This is a genomic window from Pseudomonas sp. FSL R10-0056, from assembly GCF_009600105.1.
GTDB lineage: Bacteria > Pseudomonadota > Gammaproteobacteria > Pseudomonadales > Pseudomonadaceae > Aquipseudomonas > Aquipseudomonas bubulae.
Genome location: NZ_WIWL01000186.1, coordinates 14971 through 29807, shown reverse-complemented (window position 1 = coordinate 29807; position 14837 = coordinate 14971). Strand labels below are relative to the sequence as shown.

Genomic DNA, 14837 nt, shown 5'->3' with positions numbered 1-14837 from the left:
GCATGCGCGACTACAAATGGCTGCACGAATACTGTCTGAACCGCTTTGGTTCGTCAGCCGCACTTGAAGCCCAATTGCCTGTCCCGAGAACTGCGGAACAGTTGCGCCATATCAGCGATGATCGCTACCTGTCGACCCTGGCCCTGCGGGTGTTCCGTGCCGGGCTCAAACACAGTGTGGTTGATGCCAAGTGGCCGGTATTTGAAGAGGTTTTTTTCGGTTTCGACCCGGAGAAAGTCGTGCTGATGGGCGCCGAGCATCTGGAGCGGTTGATGCAGGATGCGCGGATCATTCGCCATCTGGGCAAGCTTAAAAGCGTGCCACGCAATGCCCAGATGGTGCTCGACATTGCCCACGAGCACGGCAGTTTTGGCGCGTTTATCGCCCAGTGGCCAGTGACTGATATCGTCGGTTTGTGGAAGTACCTGGCCAAGCATGGGCATCAGTTGGGTGGTTTGTCGGCTCCACGCTTTTTACGCATGGTTGGCAAGGACACCTTTGTGCCAAGTTATGACGTGGTGGCCGCGTTGAACGCGCAGAAGCTGGTGGACAAGGCACCCACCAGCCTGCGTGACCTGGCGATTGTGCAGAACGCCTTCAACCAGTGGCACACCGAAAGTGGCCGGCCGATGTGCCAGCTGTCACAGATGCTGGCGTTTACGGTGAATCACTAAGCCGCCGAGCAACTTCAATTGTGGGAGCGAGCCTGCTCGCGAAGGCCGTTCGCGAGCAAGCCCGCTCCCACAACAGCTGCATCACTCGCCGCTCAGGCGTCGATCCAGCTGGTAGCGCCAGCGCACAAACAGCAATGCACTGACAAATACCGCCACGCTGGCGGCGATCTCCAGCAGGCCGAACACCTGGCGGTTCGGGTCGAATGCCGCCAGCGCGCCCTTGATCAGGTACAGGTTGACCACATAGCAGGTGAACGAGTGCCCACGGGGGCTGCCCATCAGCATGCCGGGTACCACAAACATCAAGGGCACCAGCTCGATCAGCAGGATCACCCACGGGCGCGCGCCGTGCAGGTTGGCAAACATCAGGTAATAAACACACAGCAGGGCGATCAGGCCAAAGAAGCACGCCAGGCTCACTACCCGCATCAGCCTTACCCGCGGCTGCAGCCACTCGATGGACGGCAGCACTTTTGGCTTTTTAGCCACGGCTGCTCTCCAGTTTGCGGGCAATGGTGGCCAAACGCTGACCCAAGGCCCGGCACAGGGCGATTTCGTGCTCGTCCAGCCCGCGCTTGCCGTCGGCACCTGCGTGATGGCTCGGGCCATAGGGCGTTCCGCCTGCCGTGGTGTGCAGCAGGGCCGATTCGCTGTAGGGCAGGCCGGTGACCAGCATGCCGTGGTGCATCAGTGGCAGCAGCATCGACAGCAAGGTACTTTCCTGGCCGCCGTGCAGGCTGGCAGTGGAGGTGAACACACCGGCCGGCTTGCCCACCAGCGCGCCGGTCAGCCACAGGTTGCTGGTGCCATCCAGGAAGTACTTGAGCGGTGCGGCCATGTTGCCGAAACGCGTCGGGCTGCCCAGGGCCAGCCCCGAGCAGTTTTTCAGGTCGTCGAGGCTGGCGTACATCGCGCCTTCGTCCGGAATGGCAGGGGCCACGGCTTCACATTCGGCAGAAATGGCCGGCACTGTGCGCAGGCGCGCCTCGAGGCCGCCCTGTTCGATGCCTCGGGCAATTTGCCGGGCCATTTCGCTGGTCGAACCGTTGCGGCTGTAGAACAGAACCAGAATATAAGGCGCACTCACGACAGGATCTCCAGGACTTTTTCCGGTGGGCGACCAATCACGGCTTTGTCGCCTGCGACCAGGATCGGCCGCTCGATCAACTTGGGATGTGCAGCCATGGCGTCGATCAGCTGCGCGTCAGTGAGACCGCTGTCTGCCAGGTTGAGGGCCTTGTACTCGTCTTCGCCGCTGCGCAGCAATTGCCGTGCGCTGATGTTCAGCTTGGCCAGCAGGTCGCGCAGTTGGGCGGCGCTCAGCGGCGTTTCGAGGTAGCGCACCACGGTAGGGGTCAGGCCGCGGGCTTCGAGGAGTTCGAGCGCACCGCGGGATTTCGAGCAGCGCGGGTTGTGATAAAGCGTCAGATCGGTCATGTGCGGGTCGCATCTTGCGTAAGGTGGCGGCTATTCTACCTGCCTGACGGGCGCGCCTGAACCGTATGCGGTAAATGGCCGCTCGCTGATGTATTTTTGTATGTATTTACCGGGAAGGATCAACGCATGTTTAAGCGACTCATGGCAGCAGTTACCGTCTGCGCCACATTATTGCTGGCCGGCTGCGGAAATGATTATGGGGTCGATCAGCACGGACAGAAGATCGCCTCGGAGCGTCTGGACAAGCAATGGAAGGTCATCAACTACTGGGCCGAGTGGTGTGGCCCGTGTCGTATCGAGATTCCTGAACTCAACTCGCTGGAAAAACAGCTGCAGGGGCAGTCGGTGGGAGTGTTCGGGGTCAACTACGATGGTTTGCAGGGCAAGGAGCTGAGCGACGCGAGTACCGCGCTGGGCATCACCTTTACCGTGCTGGCGCAGGATCCGGCGGAGGTGTTCGATTTGCCACGCAGCGAAGCCTTGCCGGTGACTTATATCCTGGATGAGAAAGGCAAGGTGCGGGCAACGTTGATGGGCGAGCAGACCGCGGCCGGTGTGTTGGCGAAGATCAAGGAATTGAGAGGGGCCTGAGTCGAAGCCATCGCGAACAAACCCGCTCCCACAGGCTGGCACCAGTCTGTGGGAGCGGGCTTGCTCGTGATTCAAGCGCCGCGGTATCAGCCTTCTTCAGGCCAAAGCCGCAGCGGCTTGCCCTGTTCAGGCCAGAATCGCACCTGCTCGATCGGCGATATGTCCCAGCGCTGTACGGTCTGCAAGGCCTCGAAGAATCGCTGCTCCTGCTCCATCAACGCCGGCGCACAGGCCTTGCGGGTACTGCCTACGCCACCAAAGGTCAGCTTGTCGCCGTCGAGGGTGTAAGGTGCGAACCAATGGTTGCAACCGCCACTGCCATAGGCCCGGCCAGCATCGTCCAGGGTGACGGTCAGGTGGCTGTTGTCGATCAGCGGTCGTTCGCCGATCCACTCCAGCACGTAGGTGTGGTTTTGCTGCAACTTCACCGGATCACCCGCACACCCCGTCAGGCTTGCGCCCAGCACGGCCAGCAGGATCAAGCGTTTCATTGCGCGGCCTTTTGGCATTGCGGGCACAGGTGCTTGCTGCCTTCAGTGCTCCAGCCCAGCTCGGCAATCCGCGCCGTGGCTGCGGGCTTTTGCGCCTTGGTGCCGAGTTTGGCGTCGACTGCGAACTCGAACTTCAGCTCTTTGGCGCAAGCATCGCAGTTGACCTGCCATTCATGAATCGCCAATTCGCCGAACACCGGCCCTTTGGTGACTGCAACCCACTGGCCACGCGGGTTGATCAGGTGGCGCACCTTGTCGACGCTCAAACGCATGGACAAGGTCTTGCTGCCCTTGAGGGACACAATCAGCACGTCACCGGCTTGAATCGAGCCGCCGTTGCCGGTGACTTGATACAGGCCCGGCGCCAGAGCGCGGCATTCAATCAGGGTGTGCTGCGGGTTAAGCAGGCTGTAGCGGAAATCGTGTTCGACCATGGGTCCTCCAAGTAAGTCGCTATGCTAGCACGCAGGCATCAAAGTCCAGACTCAACCTTCGATCAGGTTTTGCGCCGTACCGTTTCTCCAGGCTGCGATATTGCTCAAGGTCGTGCTGGCAATTGCATTCAACGCCTCGCGGGTCAGAAACGCCTGATGGGCCGTGATGATCACATTGGGGAAGGTCAGCAGCCGGGCCAGCACGTCATCCTGCAAGGGCAGGTCGGAGCGGTCCTCGAAGAACAGTTGGGCCTCTTCTTCGTACACATCCAGCCCAAGATAGCCCAATTGGCCACTTTTCAGCGCCTCAATCAGCGCCGGCGTGTCGACCAGCGCCCCCCGTCCGGTGTTGATCAGCATGGCGCCGTGCATGAGGGTGGCCAGGCTGGTGGCGTTGATCAGGTGCTTGTTGTCTGCGGTCAACGGGCAGTGCAGGGAAATGATATGCGAACCGGCCAGCAGTTCGGGCAGGCTGACGTAGCGAGCGCCCAGCGCCAGCAGTTCGGCGTTTGGATAAGGGTCGAAGCACAGCAGCTTGCAGCCGAAACCGGCCATGATCTTGCCGAATGTGGCGCCGATCTGGCCGGTGCCCACCACGCCCACGGTCTTGCCCACCAGATCGAAACCGGTCAGCCCGTGCAGAGTGAAGTCGCCTTCGCGGGTGCGGTTGTAGGCGCGGTGCAAGCGGCGGTTGAGCGCCAGGATAAGGGCCACGGCATGTTCGGCGACGGCGTGGGGGGAGTACGCGGGGACGCGCACCACACTCAGGCCCAGGCGTTTGGCGGCGGGCAGATCCACATGGTTGTAGCCGGCCGAGCGCAGGGCGATCAGGCGGGTGCGGCCAGCAGCCAGTTGCTCCAGTACCGGAGCGCTGAGGTCGTCGTTGATAAACGGACAGATCACTTCGTAGTCATGGGCCAGTGCTACGGTGTCCAGGGTCAGGCGCGCGGGCTGGAAATGCAGCTCGTTACCGTCGTCTTGTGCGGCCGCGATGAAACTGTCGCGGTCGTAGGTCTGGCTGCTGAAAAGAATCGTGCGCATGGGGTCTTCCTTGGTCTGTAACTACAAATCGGCTTTTGTGGGAGCGGGCTTGCTCGCGATGGCATCACGGCGGTTTACCTGACATACCGCGCCGCCCGAATCGCGAGCAAGCCCGCTCCCACACGATGATTTTGCTATGCCGTACTGCGTGCTTCTTTGGCCAGGCGTGTGATGGCCTGATCCAGCTCGTCCAGGGCGGCGACGGCGTTGGGGCTTGCCTGCTTGAGCAGGGTCTCGCTGCGCTGGCAGGCCGCACGCAATTGCGGTACGCCGCAGTAACGGGTTGCGCCGTGCAAGCGGTGGACGCGCTCGATCAATGCGTTGTTGTCTCTGGCCTCACGGGCCTGGCGGATAGCGTCGCGGTCGGCTTCCAGCGAAGCCAGCAGCATGGCCAGCATGTCGATGGCCAGGTCCGCCTTGCCTGCCGCCAGTCGCAGCCCCTCATCGTGGTCGAGGACGAGCAGTTGCGTGGTGTGACGGGCCGGTTCGTGCGAATTGTCGCTGGCCTGATTGCGCAAGGCCAAGCCCGTCCACTTCAACACCACTTGGGCCAACTGCCGTTCGCTGATCGGTTTGGTCAGGTAGTCGTCCATGCCGCTTTGCAGCAAGGCGCGTTTTTCGTTGGCCATGGCGTGGGCTGTGAGCGCAACGATCGGCAGCGGCGTACAGTGGCGCTCGCTTTCCCACTGGCGCAGGACTTCGGTGGTCTCGCGCCCGTCCATGCCGGGCATTTGCACATCCATCAGCACCAGATCGAAATCGTGTGCCTTGACCGCATCAATGGCGGCATAACCGCTGTCCGCTGCAGTCACCTTGGCGCCCATGCCTTCAAGCAGGGTTTGCACCAGCAGCAGATTGGCCGGGTTGTCATCCACACACAGAATGCGCGGCGCGCGGCTGGCCAGCGGTTCGCCGGGTTCGCTGCGGGTTTGTCGCGGGCTGACCAGGTCGGCCAGGGCCCGACGCAGTTTGCGGGTGCAGGCGGGTTTGGCCTGGAGCTGGCTGTGGGGGTTGTCCACCACCGCGTTGAACAGGCCCTGCTCGGTGGTCGGGCACAGAACCAGTACCTTGCAACCCAGGTGCTCGAGATCCCAGATGTGCTGGTTGAGACGCTCTGGCGGGGTGTCATTGGCCGTTACGCCCAGAACTGCCAGATCAATAGCTTGGGCGGTCTGGTGAGCGCCGGTCACACAATTGGTGAGGTTTTCCAGGGTAGTGCAGGGCGTGACTTCCAGGCCGCAGTCTTCCAGTTGATGGTGCAGGGCCTGGCGGGCCAGGTCGTGTTTTTCCAGGATGGCTACGCGCCGGCCCAGCAGCGGCGCGCCGGGCAAGTCTTCGACATCATCGCGAGCCTTGGGCAGCCTGACGCTGATCCAGAACACCGAGCCTTCGCCAGGGGTGCTTTCAACGCCGATTTCGCCGCCCATCTGTTCGACCAGTCGCTTGGAAATCACCAGCCCCAACCCGGTGCCGCCGGGCTGGCGAGACAGTGAGTTGTCAGCCTGGCTGAAAGCCTGGAACAGGGCGCGGATATCCTGGGCGGTCAGGCCGATGCCGGTGTCCTGCACGCTGATGCGCAGTTGCACACTGCCGTCGGTTTCATTTTCGTCCTGGTCTTCAAGCATGGCCCGCACCGCGATGGTGCCCTCGCGGGTGAACTTGATGGCGTTGTTGATCAGGTTGGTGAGGATTTGCTTGAGCCGCAGCGGGTCGCCGATCAGCGACAGCGGGGTGTCGCGATACACCAGGCTGACCAGTTCCAGGCCCTTGTCGTGGGCCGAAGGGGCGAGGATGGTCAGGGTGTCCTGCAGCAGGTCGCGCAAATTGAACGGAATGCTGTCGAGCACCAGCTTGCCGGCTTCGATTTTCGAAAAATCGAGAATCTCGTTGATGATGCCCAGCAGGTTGTCGGCCGATTTTTCGATGGTGTTCAGGTAGTCGAACTGGCGCGGGGTCAACTCGCTTTTTTGCAGCAGGTGGGTAAAACCGAGGATACCGTTGAGCGGGGTGCGGATTTCGTGGCTCATGTTGGCCAGAAACTCGGACTTTATACGGCTGGCCTCCAGGGCTTCCTTGCGGGCCAGATCGAGTTCAAGGTTCTGGATTTCGATGGTTTCGAGATTCTGGCGCACGTCTTCGGTGGCCTGGTCGACGCTGTGCTGCAGTTCTTCCTGGGCATTGTGCAGGGTTTCGGCCATGCGGTTGATGCCCGAGGCCAGTTCGTCAAGTTCGTGGCTGCCCAGTGGCGGCAGGCGGGTTTCCAGATGCCCGTCCTTGAGCTGGGCCACGGCTTGTTTGATTTGCCCCAGCGGTGCGTTGATGGTGCGGCTCATGCGCAAGGCCAGCAGGGTGGTCAGCACCAGCCCGGTGACGATCAGCAGCAGGCTGGCAAACAGGTTGCGATAGCTGCGCAGCAGCATGCCGTTATGGGACAGCTCCAGTTCGACCCAGCCCAGCAGGCGATGGGCTTCGTTAGGGATCACATCCCCGGCCAGGTTGCGATGGCGGCCAAATACGGGCAATAAATAGCGCGTGGCATCGTTGTCGGTGCGCTGTTGCAGATGGGTACTGCTGCCCAGTGGAGCCTGATTGAGCATGATCGGCCCGGCATGGGCCAGCGGTTCGTGGTTGGCGTTGAGGAACGCCACGGCGCGCACATCCTGTTGTTCCAGAGATTCGGTGGCGATACGGGCCAGCAATGCGGTGTCGTGGCGCCCCATGGCTGGGGCGACCAGGGGGGCGAGTTGTTCGGCGATCATTTCCCCGCGCTGCAACAGTTGCGATTGCAGTTCGGACTGTTGCAGCCAGGTGAAATAGCCGCCGAGCACGCTTGCCATCAAACTGACGGGCAATAGCGTTAACAGCAATACGCGGCCTTTGATACCGAGGTTTTTAAGCACACAACTCTCCAGCCCTGCATTCTTTTAAGAGTGATCCGGGCTTCCCGCCCGGATCAGGTGGCAGTGTAGCCATATGGTGCCCGGCAAATCTTTGAAAATTTGCCATCAATTTCGGTTTATCAGACGGGGTAAAGCCCGTGCCGGTTGCCCGCAGGGGCTCAATCTTGAATAATCGCCGATTGAGAATTACTTGCAGACGCTAATGAATCCCGTAGCTGTTAGCCCCTCGCGCCTACTGACCATTGAAGACGACCCCGTACTGGGCGCCTATCTGCACGAGCAGCTGGGGCGTTGCGGGTTTGACGTTATCTGGTGCCAGAATGGCCTGGAAGGTCTGGCCCGTGCCCGCCAGGAGCACTTTGACGTGGTGCTGATGGATATCCTGCTGCCCGGCATGAATGGCTTGCAGGTGCTGACGCAACTGCGCCAGACCCACGCCTTGCCGGTGATCCTGATGTCGGCGCTGGGTGCCGAGGCCGACCGTATCAGCGGTTTCCAGCTGGGCGCCGATGATTATTTGCCCAAGCCGTTCAGCATGGCCGAACTGCGGGTGCGCATCCAGGCCATCTTGCGTCGAGTGGCCCTGGATCGCATGCCTGGCGCCCCAACGGTGCTGGAACTGCCACCGGCCGAGAGCGGTTTGCTGTTCGACGACGAGGCGTGCGATGTGCGCCGGGGCGAGCAATGGGCCGGGTTGACCCGCAGCGAGTTCCGTCTGCTCGATACCCTGCAGCGCAATGCCGACGAAGTGTTGAGCAAGGCCTTTCTCTATCAGCAGGTCTTGCAGCGCGGCTATGCAGCCCATGACCGCAGCCTGGACATGCATATCAGCCAGATCCGGCGAAAGCTCAAAACTATCGGCTATTACCAGCATGAAGTACGCACGGTGTGGGGCAAGGGCTATGTCCTTAGTGCCAGCGATGCCCCGTAAGGTGCCCGGCAAGAATTCGGTGTTCTGGAAGCTGGCGTGTTTGCTGGTGGTTTTCTGCTTGCTGATGATCTGGCTCAGTTGGTCCTGGGGTCGCTATATGGACAAGCGCACCGGCTTTTTGTCCGAGCAGGCCCACGGCACCCTGGTGCGCTATGCCGGTGAGGCCGAGCGCGCCTGGGAGAGCGCTCAGCAAGCCGGCGTCGACCAGTGGTTGCAGGGCATGGGGCACAGGGAACCGGGCTGGGTCGGGGTGATTGGTCAGGACCTGCAGTCGCTGAGCAGCTACCCGCTGAGTGATCGAGAAAGTGAGCGGCTGACCTTTTTGCGCGGCCTGGACTGGCCCATCAGCCATATCAAGACGGCGCGGCCATGGATAAAGGTGCCCTTTCCCCGCGACCCGTCGGCGGGCAGCCTGGTGATCGAGTTGCCGCAACGCTTTATGCCCGGGCGCTCCCAGGTGATCTGGCGGATTGTCACCAACGGCGTAATTCCTGGCTTGCTGACCCTGTTGCTGTGCGTGGGCCTGTACCGCGTGCTGATCGTGCCGCTTAACCATCTTCGCGAACAGGCCAATGCCTGGCGGGCTGATCAACTGGGGGCGCGGCTATCGAGCCAGATCACCAGCCGCCAGGACGAACTGGGTGAGCTGGCGCGGGCGTTCGATCAGATGTCCGAGCGCTTGCAGAGTACGGTCTCGCAACAGCAGCAATTGCTCCGCGACTTGTCCCATGAGCTGCGCACGCCCTTGAGCCGTTTGCGGGTAGCCTGTGACAGCGAGCAGGGGGGCGAGGCCTTGCGTGAGCGCCTGGGCCGTGAAGTCGACGGCATGCAACGGCTGGTCGAAGACACCTTGCAACTGGCCTGGCTGGATGCCGAGCGCGGGCCGCTGCCGGTGGAAGACATTCAGGTGCAGGCGCTGTGGGAGATGCTCACCGAAAACGCCCGCTTTGAAAGTGGCTGGCCGCAATCGCGACTGCCTTGTCTGGTGGATGAGCATTGCTGGGTGCGCGGGCATCTCAACAGCCTGGCTCAAGCCATGGAAAATATCCTGCGCAATGCCATTCGCCATTCACCACCCGAGGGTATCGTCAGCCTTGATGGCCGGCGCGAAGGCAATATGTGGCACCTGTGGCTCGATGACCAGGGCGCAGGTGTGGCACCTGAAGAACTGGAGCGGATCTTTGCGCCTTTTACCCGCCTTGATGGCTCGCGTCCCGGCGATGGCGGCTTTGGTCTGGGCCTGAGTATTGCGCGCAATGCCCTGCGGCTGCAGGGTGGCAGTTTGTGGGCAGAGAACCACGGCGGCGGGTTGCGGGTGCATGTTCGTTTGCTTGCCGGACATGCCGCGTAAACGCTCAGGCCGCGGCTGTATAGACATCCCTGTGGGAGCGGGCTTGCCCGCGATGGTATCAGTCCGTTTTACCTGACAGATCGCGGCGTCAGAATCGCGGGCAAGCCCGGCTCCCACAGGAATAATTGTGATGGGTTTGCGGCGCTTATAGCCTTTAACCATAAGCACCGTACTTTGCGTGATATGGGCTGTCGGCGTTTGTCGGTATGATGTGCGGCCCCGCGGTCTGGATTGCGAATACGCCATGACATTGCAGTACCCAACTATCGCCGATTGCGTCGGCAACACTCCTCTGGTGCGCTTGCAGCGCCTGGCTGGAAACACCACCAACACCTTGTTGCTCAAGCTCGAAGGGAACAACCCTGCAGGCTCGGTCAAGGACCGTCCGGCTCTGTCGATGATTGCCCGCGCCGAAGCGCGCGGCCAGATCCAGGCTGGCGATACCTTGATTGAAGCCACCTCGGGCAATACCGGGATTGCCCTGGCCATGGCCGCGGCGATCAAGGGCTACAAGATGATCCTGATCATGCCCGACAATTCCAGCGCCGAGCGCAAGGCTGCCATGACCGCCTACGGTGCCGAGCTGATCCTGGTCAGTCAGGAAGAGGGCATGGAAGGCGCCCGCGACCTGGCCGACAAGATGCAGGCCCAGGGCCTGGGCAAGGTGCTCGACCAGTTTGCCAACGGTGACAACCCCGAGGCTCACTACACCGGTACGGGCCCGGAAATCTGGCGTCAGACCAACGGTACCATCACCCACTTCATCAGTTCGATGGGTACTACCGGTACCATCATGGGCGTGTCGCGCTACCTCAAGGAGCAAAACCCGGGCGTGCAGATCGTCGGTTTGCAGCCGATGGAAGGCGCTGCCATTCCGGGCATCCGCCGCTGGCCGACCGAGTACTTGCCCAAGATCTACCAGGCCGACCGCGTAGACCGCATCGTCGACATGGCCCAGCGCGAAGCCGAAGACGTCACCCGCCGACTGGCCCGTGAAGAAGGCATTTTCTGTGGTGTGTCCTCGGGCGGGGCGGTGGCAGCGATGCTGCGCCTGAACCAGGAAGTCGAAAACGCGGTGATGGTCGCGATCATTTGTGACCGAGGCGACCGTTATCTGTCGACCGGCATTTACGATGCGCCCAACTGATGGCCAAGCAAGAGAGAGGCCTGCGCTTCCAGCCTGCTGGCGGCACCAAGGCTGCGCAAGTGCCTGCGGGCAAGAAACAGCGTTTGAATATCGAGCGCCTGGCCAACGACGGCCGCGGTATTGCCTTTATTGAAGGGCGTACCTGGTTTGTTTCGGGGGCTCTGGCCGGTGAAGAAGTCGAAGCCCGGGTGCTGGGTGCCCATGGCAAGGTCGTTGAAGCCCGTACCGAGCGTGTTTTCAAGGCCAGCGAGATCCGTCGCCAGGCACCCTGTGCCCATGCGGGCAAGTGCGGCGGCTGCAGCGTGCAGCATTTGCCCCATGAAGAGCAGCTTGCACTGAAACAGCGCATGCTCGCCGAGCAACTGTCCCGCGTGGCCGGTGTCGAACCTCAAGAGTGGGCAGCGCCGCTGACCGGTCCCGAGTTTGGCTACCGCCGCCGGGCACGTATCGCCGTGCGCTGGGATGCGCGGGCCAAGCACCTGGACGTGGGTTTCCGTGCTGCTGGCAGCCAGGACATCGTCGCCATCGATCACTGTTTGGTTCTGGTACAGGCTTTGCAACCTATCATGACCGGGCTGCCCGCCATGTTGCGTCAACTGGGCAACCCCAAGGCACTGGGCCACGTGGAGTTGTTCAGTGGTTCGGCGATTGCGGTTTTGCTGCGCCATATGGCGCCGCTGAGCGCTGCCGACATGCAGGTTCTTGAGGCATTTTGCATTACCCATAACGCCCAATTGTGGCTGCATGGCGAAGGCGAGCCACAGCCGGTCGATTTGACCCGGGCCTTGGGCTATCGTCTGGAAACATGGGATTTGCAGCTGGCGTATCGCCCCGGGGATTTTGTCCAGGTCAATGCCGGCGTCAACGAAGCCATGGTGGCTCAAGCCATAAAGTGGCTTGCGCCACAAGCTGACGAACGGATTCTTGACTTGTTCTGTGGGCTGGGTAACTTCGCATTACCACTGGCACAAAAAGCGCGTGAAGTCGTGGCTGTTGAAGGTGTTGCGACCATGGTCGAACGCGCCGCGCAAAACGCGGTCAGTAACAGCCTGCATAATGCAGTGTTTTTTCAGGCCGACCTGTCACAGCCGCTGGTGGATGCAGCCTGGGCCAAAGCCGGCTTCAGTGCCGTACTGCTTGATCCGCCTCGCGACGGCGCTTATGAAGTGGTACGAAAGTTGTCTGGCCTGGGTGCCAAACGTTTGGTGTATGTGTCGTGCAACCCGGCCACCCTGGCGCGCGACACGGTTGAACTGATTAAACAGGGTTACCGGTTAAAACGTGCCGCAATCCTCGACATGTTCCCGCAAACAGCGCATGTCGAGGCGATGGCGTTATTTGAAGCAGACTAGGATGTCTGTCTATTTCAACGGGCCCGCAACCCGCGACGCTATGCCCTGTAGCGCGCGGTTGGGATCAGGGCCTGTGATTTCGGCGCATTGAACCTGCGCTGTAGGGAAGGTAAGCAAGATGGTACAGGTCAGAGCACACCAGCCGATCAACACCGACGGCAGTCTCAACCTCGAGGCATGGCTGGATCATGCGGTGAGTGTCGATGTGGCGCTGGACCGTGAAGCCTTGAAAGAAGCGTGTGAGTTTGCACGCGAGGCCGAGCAGCAAGCCAATGCGGCGAAAAACCTGTGGGCCGAGGGCACCTCAAGCTTTCGTACCGGGTTGGAAATCGCCGAGATATTGGCCGATCTGAAACTGGATCAGGACTCCCTGGTTGCCGCGATTCTCTATCGTTGCGTGCGCGAAGGGCAGGTGCTGTTGCCTGCCGTCAGCCAGCGCTTCGGTCCGGTAGTGGCCAAACTGATTGATGGCGTATTGCGCATGGCGGCCATCAGTGCCAGCCTCAGCCCCCGTCAATCGATGGTACTGGGCACCCAGGGCCAGGTCGAAAACCTGCGCAAGATGCTGGTTGCCATGGTTGATGACGTGCGCGTGGCACTGATCAAACTGGCTGAGCGTACCTGCGCGATTCGCGCGGTCAAAAACGCCCCGGACGAGAAGCGCAACCGCGTCGCCCGCGAGGTGTTCGATATTTATGCGCCATTGGCGCACCGCCTGGGCATCGGCCACATCAAGTGGGAGCTGGAGGACCTGTCCTTCCGCTATCTGGAGCCCGAGCAGTACAAGCAAATCGCCACCTTGCTGCATGAGCGCCGCCTCGACCGCGAGCGCTTTATCAGCGATGTGATGAACCAGTTGCGTACCGAGCTGGAAGCCACCGGCGTGACCGACGCCGACATCAGCGGCCGGGCCAAGCACATCTACTCGATCTGGCGCAAAATGCAGCGCAAGGGCCTGGCCTTCAGCCAGATCTATGACGTGCGTGCCGTACGGGTACTGGTGCCGGAAATGCGCGACTGCTATACCGCGCTGGGCATCGTCCATACCCTGTGGCGGCATATCCCGAAGGAATTCGACGACTATATCGCCAACCCCAAGGAGAACGGCTACCGCTCGCTGCATACTGCCGTGATCGGGCCTGAAGGCAAGGTCCTGGAAGTGCAGATTCGCACCCATGCCATGCACGAAGAGGCCGAGCTGGGGGTTTGCGCGCACTGGCGCTACAAGGGCACTGACGTCAAGGCCGGGTCCAACCAGTACGAAGAGAAAATCTCGTGGCTGCGCCAGGTGCTGGAGTGGCACGAAGAACTGGGCGATATCGGTGGCCTGGCCGATCAGCTGCGCGTCGATATCGAGCCGGACCGGGTGTATATCTTCACCCCTGACGGGCATGCCATCGACCTGCCCAAGGGGGCGACGCCGCTGGACTTTGCCTACCGGGTTCACACCGAGATTGGCCACAACTGCCGTGGTGCCAAGATCAACGGGCGCATCGTGCCGCTCAACTACAGCCTGCAGACCGGTGAGCAGGTCGAGATCATCACCAGCAAGCACGGTACGCCGAGCCGCGACTGGCTGAACCCGAACCTGGGCTATGTCACCACCTCGCGGGCGCGGGCGAAAATCGTCCACTGGTTCAAGTTGCAGGCGCGCGATCAGAACGTCGCTGCCGGCAAAACCATGCTCGAGCGCGAACTCGGCCGTTTGGGCCTGCCGGCGGTGGATTACGAGAAGCTCGCCGACAAGGCCAACATGCGAACCGCCGAGGACATGTACGCGGCGCTCGGGGCTGGCGACTTGCGCCTGGCGCAGTTGATCAACCTGGCCCAGCAACAGGTCGAGCCTGAGCGCGGCAGCGAGCAGATGGAGCTGATCCCGCGTAAGGCCACGGGCTACAAGCCGGGCAAGCGTGGAGACATCCAGATCGAAGGCGTCGGCAACCTGCTGACCCAGATGGCCGGGTGCTGTCAGCCGCTGCCGGGGGATGCGATTGTCGGTTACATCACCCAGGGCCGTGGCGTCAGCATTCACCGCCAGGACTGCGCCTCGGTGCTGCAACTGGGCAGTCGTGAGCCGGAGCGAATGATTCAGGTCAACTGGGGGCCGATCCCGGTCTCGACCTATCCGGTGGATATCGAAATCCGCGCCTACGATCGTTCGGGCTTGTTGCGTGATGTGTCGCAGGTGTTGCTCAACGAACGGATCAACGTGCTGGCGGTCAACACCCGCTCGAACAAGGAAAACAACACCGCGTTGATGACCTTGACCATCGAGATCCCGGGGCTGGATGCGCTGGGGCGTTTACTGGGGCGGATCTCGCAACTGCCGAACATCATCGAAACCCGCCGGATCGGGCGTAGTGAGCCGCGCTAATCCTTTGTGGTAGCGGGCTTGCTCGCGATTGCATCTCCTCGGTGAGTCAGCTGTACCGGGGTGTTCATATCGCGAGCAAACCCGCTCCCACAGGGTGTGGTTAGCGTGTGCCAA

At 61.5% G+C, this 14837-nt stretch carries 14 protein-coding genes; 7 read left to right on the top strand and 7 right to left on the bottom strand.

The genetic code is table 11. The annotated features are described in order from the left end of the window. Window positions 1-2 precede the first annotated feature (2 nt). Window positions 3-674 (top strand): DNA-3-methyladenine glycosylase I, encoded by a 672-nt coding sequence (locus tag GHO42_RS15220; RefSeq protein WP_095024304.1) that lies wholly within the window; start codon window positions 3-5, stop codon window positions 672-674. 81 nt (window positions 675-755) lie between these two features. Here GHO42_RS15220 and GHO42_RS15215 read toward each other — a convergent pair whose 3' ends face one another. The 3 genes from GHO42_RS15215 to arsC are packed head-to-tail and all read right to left on the bottom strand — an operon-like array spanning window position 756 to window position 2111. Then, entirely contained in the window at window positions 756-1163 is a 408-nt protein-coding gene (locus GHO42_RS15215) for a DUF2069 domain-containing protein (RefSeq protein WP_095032153.1), read from the bottom strand. Continuing rightward, a complete protein-coding gene (gene wrbA / locus GHO42_RS15210; RefSeq protein ID WP_178126961.1) occupies window positions 1156-1761 on the bottom strand; it encodes an NAD(P)H:quinone oxidoreductase in 606 nt (201 codons plus the stop codon). Before wrbA ends, GHO42_RS15215 begins: the two co-directional genes overlap by 8 nt. Further along, window positions 1758-2111 (bottom strand): arsenate reductase (glutaredoxin), encoded by a 354-nt coding sequence (arsC, locus tag GHO42_RS15205; protein WP_095019417.1) that lies wholly within the window; start codon window positions 2109-2111, stop codon window positions 1758-1760. The genes wrbA and arsC overlap by 4 nt, the downstream gene beginning before the upstream one ends. A 126-nt stretch (window positions 2112-2237) precedes the next feature. Between arsC and GHO42_RS15200 the strand changes: the two genes are divergently transcribed. Beyond that, a complete protein-coding gene (locus tag GHO42_RS15200) occupies window positions 2238-2702 on the top strand; it encodes a TlpA disulfide reductase family protein (protein ID WP_095003065.1) in 465 nt (154 codons plus the stop codon). Between the two features lie 86 nt (window positions 2703-2788). Here the strand turns inward: GHO42_RS15200 and GHO42_RS15195 are convergent, their stop codons facing one another. The 4 genes from GHO42_RS15195 to GHO42_RS15180 all read right to left on the bottom strand — a co-directional run bounded on the left by GHO42_RS15195 (window position 2789) and on the right by GHO42_RS15180 (window position 7568). After that, the gene (locus GHO42_RS15195; RefSeq protein ID WP_095003066.1) at window positions 2789-3193 is read right to left on the bottom strand and encodes an META domain-containing protein; all 405 of its coding nucleotides are present in this window, start codon (window positions 3191-3193) and stop codon (window positions 2789-2791) included. Further along, window positions 3190-3627 carry a hypothetical protein gene (locus GHO42_RS15190; RefSeq protein ID WP_095003067.1) on the bottom strand — a complete coding sequence of 146 codons (438 nt, stop codon included), beginning with the start codon at window positions 3625-3627 and terminating at the stop codon, window positions 3190-3192. Before GHO42_RS15190 ends, GHO42_RS15195 begins: the two co-directional genes overlap by 4 nt. 51 nt (window positions 3628-3678) lie before the next feature. Next, window positions 3679-4668 carry a 2-hydroxyacid dehydrogenase gene (locus GHO42_RS15185; protein WP_095003068.1) on the bottom strand — a complete coding sequence of 330 codons (990 nt, stop codon included), beginning with the start codon at window positions 4666-4668 and terminating at the stop codon, window positions 3679-3681. A 134-nt stretch (window positions 4669-4802) separates the two neighbouring features. Beyond that, a complete protein-coding gene (locus GHO42_RS15180) occupies window positions 4803-7568 on the bottom strand; it encodes a response regulator (protein ID WP_169916885.1) in 2766 nt (921 codons plus the stop codon). A 202-nt stretch (window positions 7569-7770) separates the two neighbouring features. Here GHO42_RS15180 and GHO42_RS15175 point away from each other — a divergent pair, with 202 nt between their 5' ends. The 5 genes from GHO42_RS15175 to relA all read left to right on the top strand — a co-directional run bounded on the left by GHO42_RS15175 (window position 7771) and on the right by relA (window position 14723). Continuing rightward, on the top strand, window positions 7771-8499 hold the full coding sequence (locus GHO42_RS15175; RefSeq protein WP_095003070.1) for a response regulator transcription factor: 729 nt from the start codon (window positions 7771-7773) through the stop codon (window positions 8497-8499). After that, window positions 8489-9850: a sensor histidine kinase gene (locus tag GHO42_RS15170; protein ID WP_095003071.1), complete on the top strand. Its 1362-nt coding sequence runs from the start codon at window positions 8489-8491 to the stop codon at window positions 9848-9850. The genes GHO42_RS15175 and GHO42_RS15170 overlap by 11 nt, the downstream gene beginning before the upstream one ends. Window positions 9851-10094: 244 nt before the next feature. Then, entirely contained in the window at window positions 10095-10997 is a 903-nt protein-coding gene (gene cysM / locus GHO42_RS15165; protein WP_095003072.1) for a cysteine synthase CysM, read from the top strand. Then, on the top strand, window positions 10997-12349 hold the full coding sequence (gene rlmD, locus GHO42_RS15160; protein ID WP_095003073.1) for a 23S rRNA (uracil(1939)-C(5))-methyltransferase RlmD: 1353 nt from the start codon (window positions 10997-10999) through the stop codon (window positions 12347-12349). Before cysM ends, rlmD begins: the two co-directional genes overlap by 1 nt. Before the next feature lie 118 nt (window positions 12350-12467). After that, entirely contained in the window at window positions 12468-14723 is a 2256-nt protein-coding gene (gene relA, locus GHO42_RS15155; protein WP_095003074.1) for a GTP diphosphokinase, read from the top strand. Window positions 14724-14837: the final 114 nt, after the last annotated feature.

Coding starts and splice junctions, on each gene's coding strand:
- GHO42_RS15185 (WP_095003068.1), bottom strand. CDS start 4,668: ATGCGCACGATTCTTTTCAGCAGCCAGACCTACGACCGCGACAGTTTC.
- relA (WP_095003074.1), top strand. CDS start 12,468: ATGGTACAGGTCAGAGCACACCAGCCGATCAACACCGACGGCAGTCTC.
- GHO42_RS15190 (WP_095003067.1), bottom strand. CDS start 3,627: ATGGTCGAACACGATTTCCGCTACAGCCTGCTTAACCCGCAGCACACC.
- rlmD (WP_095003073.1), top strand. CDS start 10,997: ATGGCCAAGCAAGAGAGAGGCCTGCGCTTCCAGCCTGCTGGCGGCACC.
- arsC (WP_095019417.1), bottom strand. CDS start 2,111: ATGACCGATCTGACGCTTTATCACAACCCGCGCTGCTCGAAATCCCGC.
- GHO42_RS15170 (WP_095003071.1), top strand. CDS start 8,489: ATGCCCCGTAAGGTGCCCGGCAAGAATTCGGTGTTCTGGAAGCTGGCG.
- GHO42_RS15195 (WP_095003066.1), bottom strand. CDS start 3,193: ATGAAACGCTTGATCCTGCTGGCCGTGCTGGGCGCAAGCCTGACGGGG.
- GHO42_RS15200 (WP_095003065.1), top strand. CDS start 2,238: ATGTTTAAGCGACTCATGGCAGCAGTTACCGTCTGCGCCACATTATTG.
- GHO42_RS15220 (WP_095024304.1), top strand. CDS start 3: ATGCGCGACTACAAATGGCTGCACGAATACTGTCTGAACCGCTTTGGT.
- cysM (WP_095003072.1), top strand. CDS start 10,095: ATGACATTGCAGTACCCAACTATCGCCGATTGCGTCGGCAACACTCCT.
- GHO42_RS15175 (WP_095003070.1), top strand. CDS start 7,771: ATGAATCCCGTAGCTGTTAGCCCCTCGCGCCTACTGACCATTGAAGAC.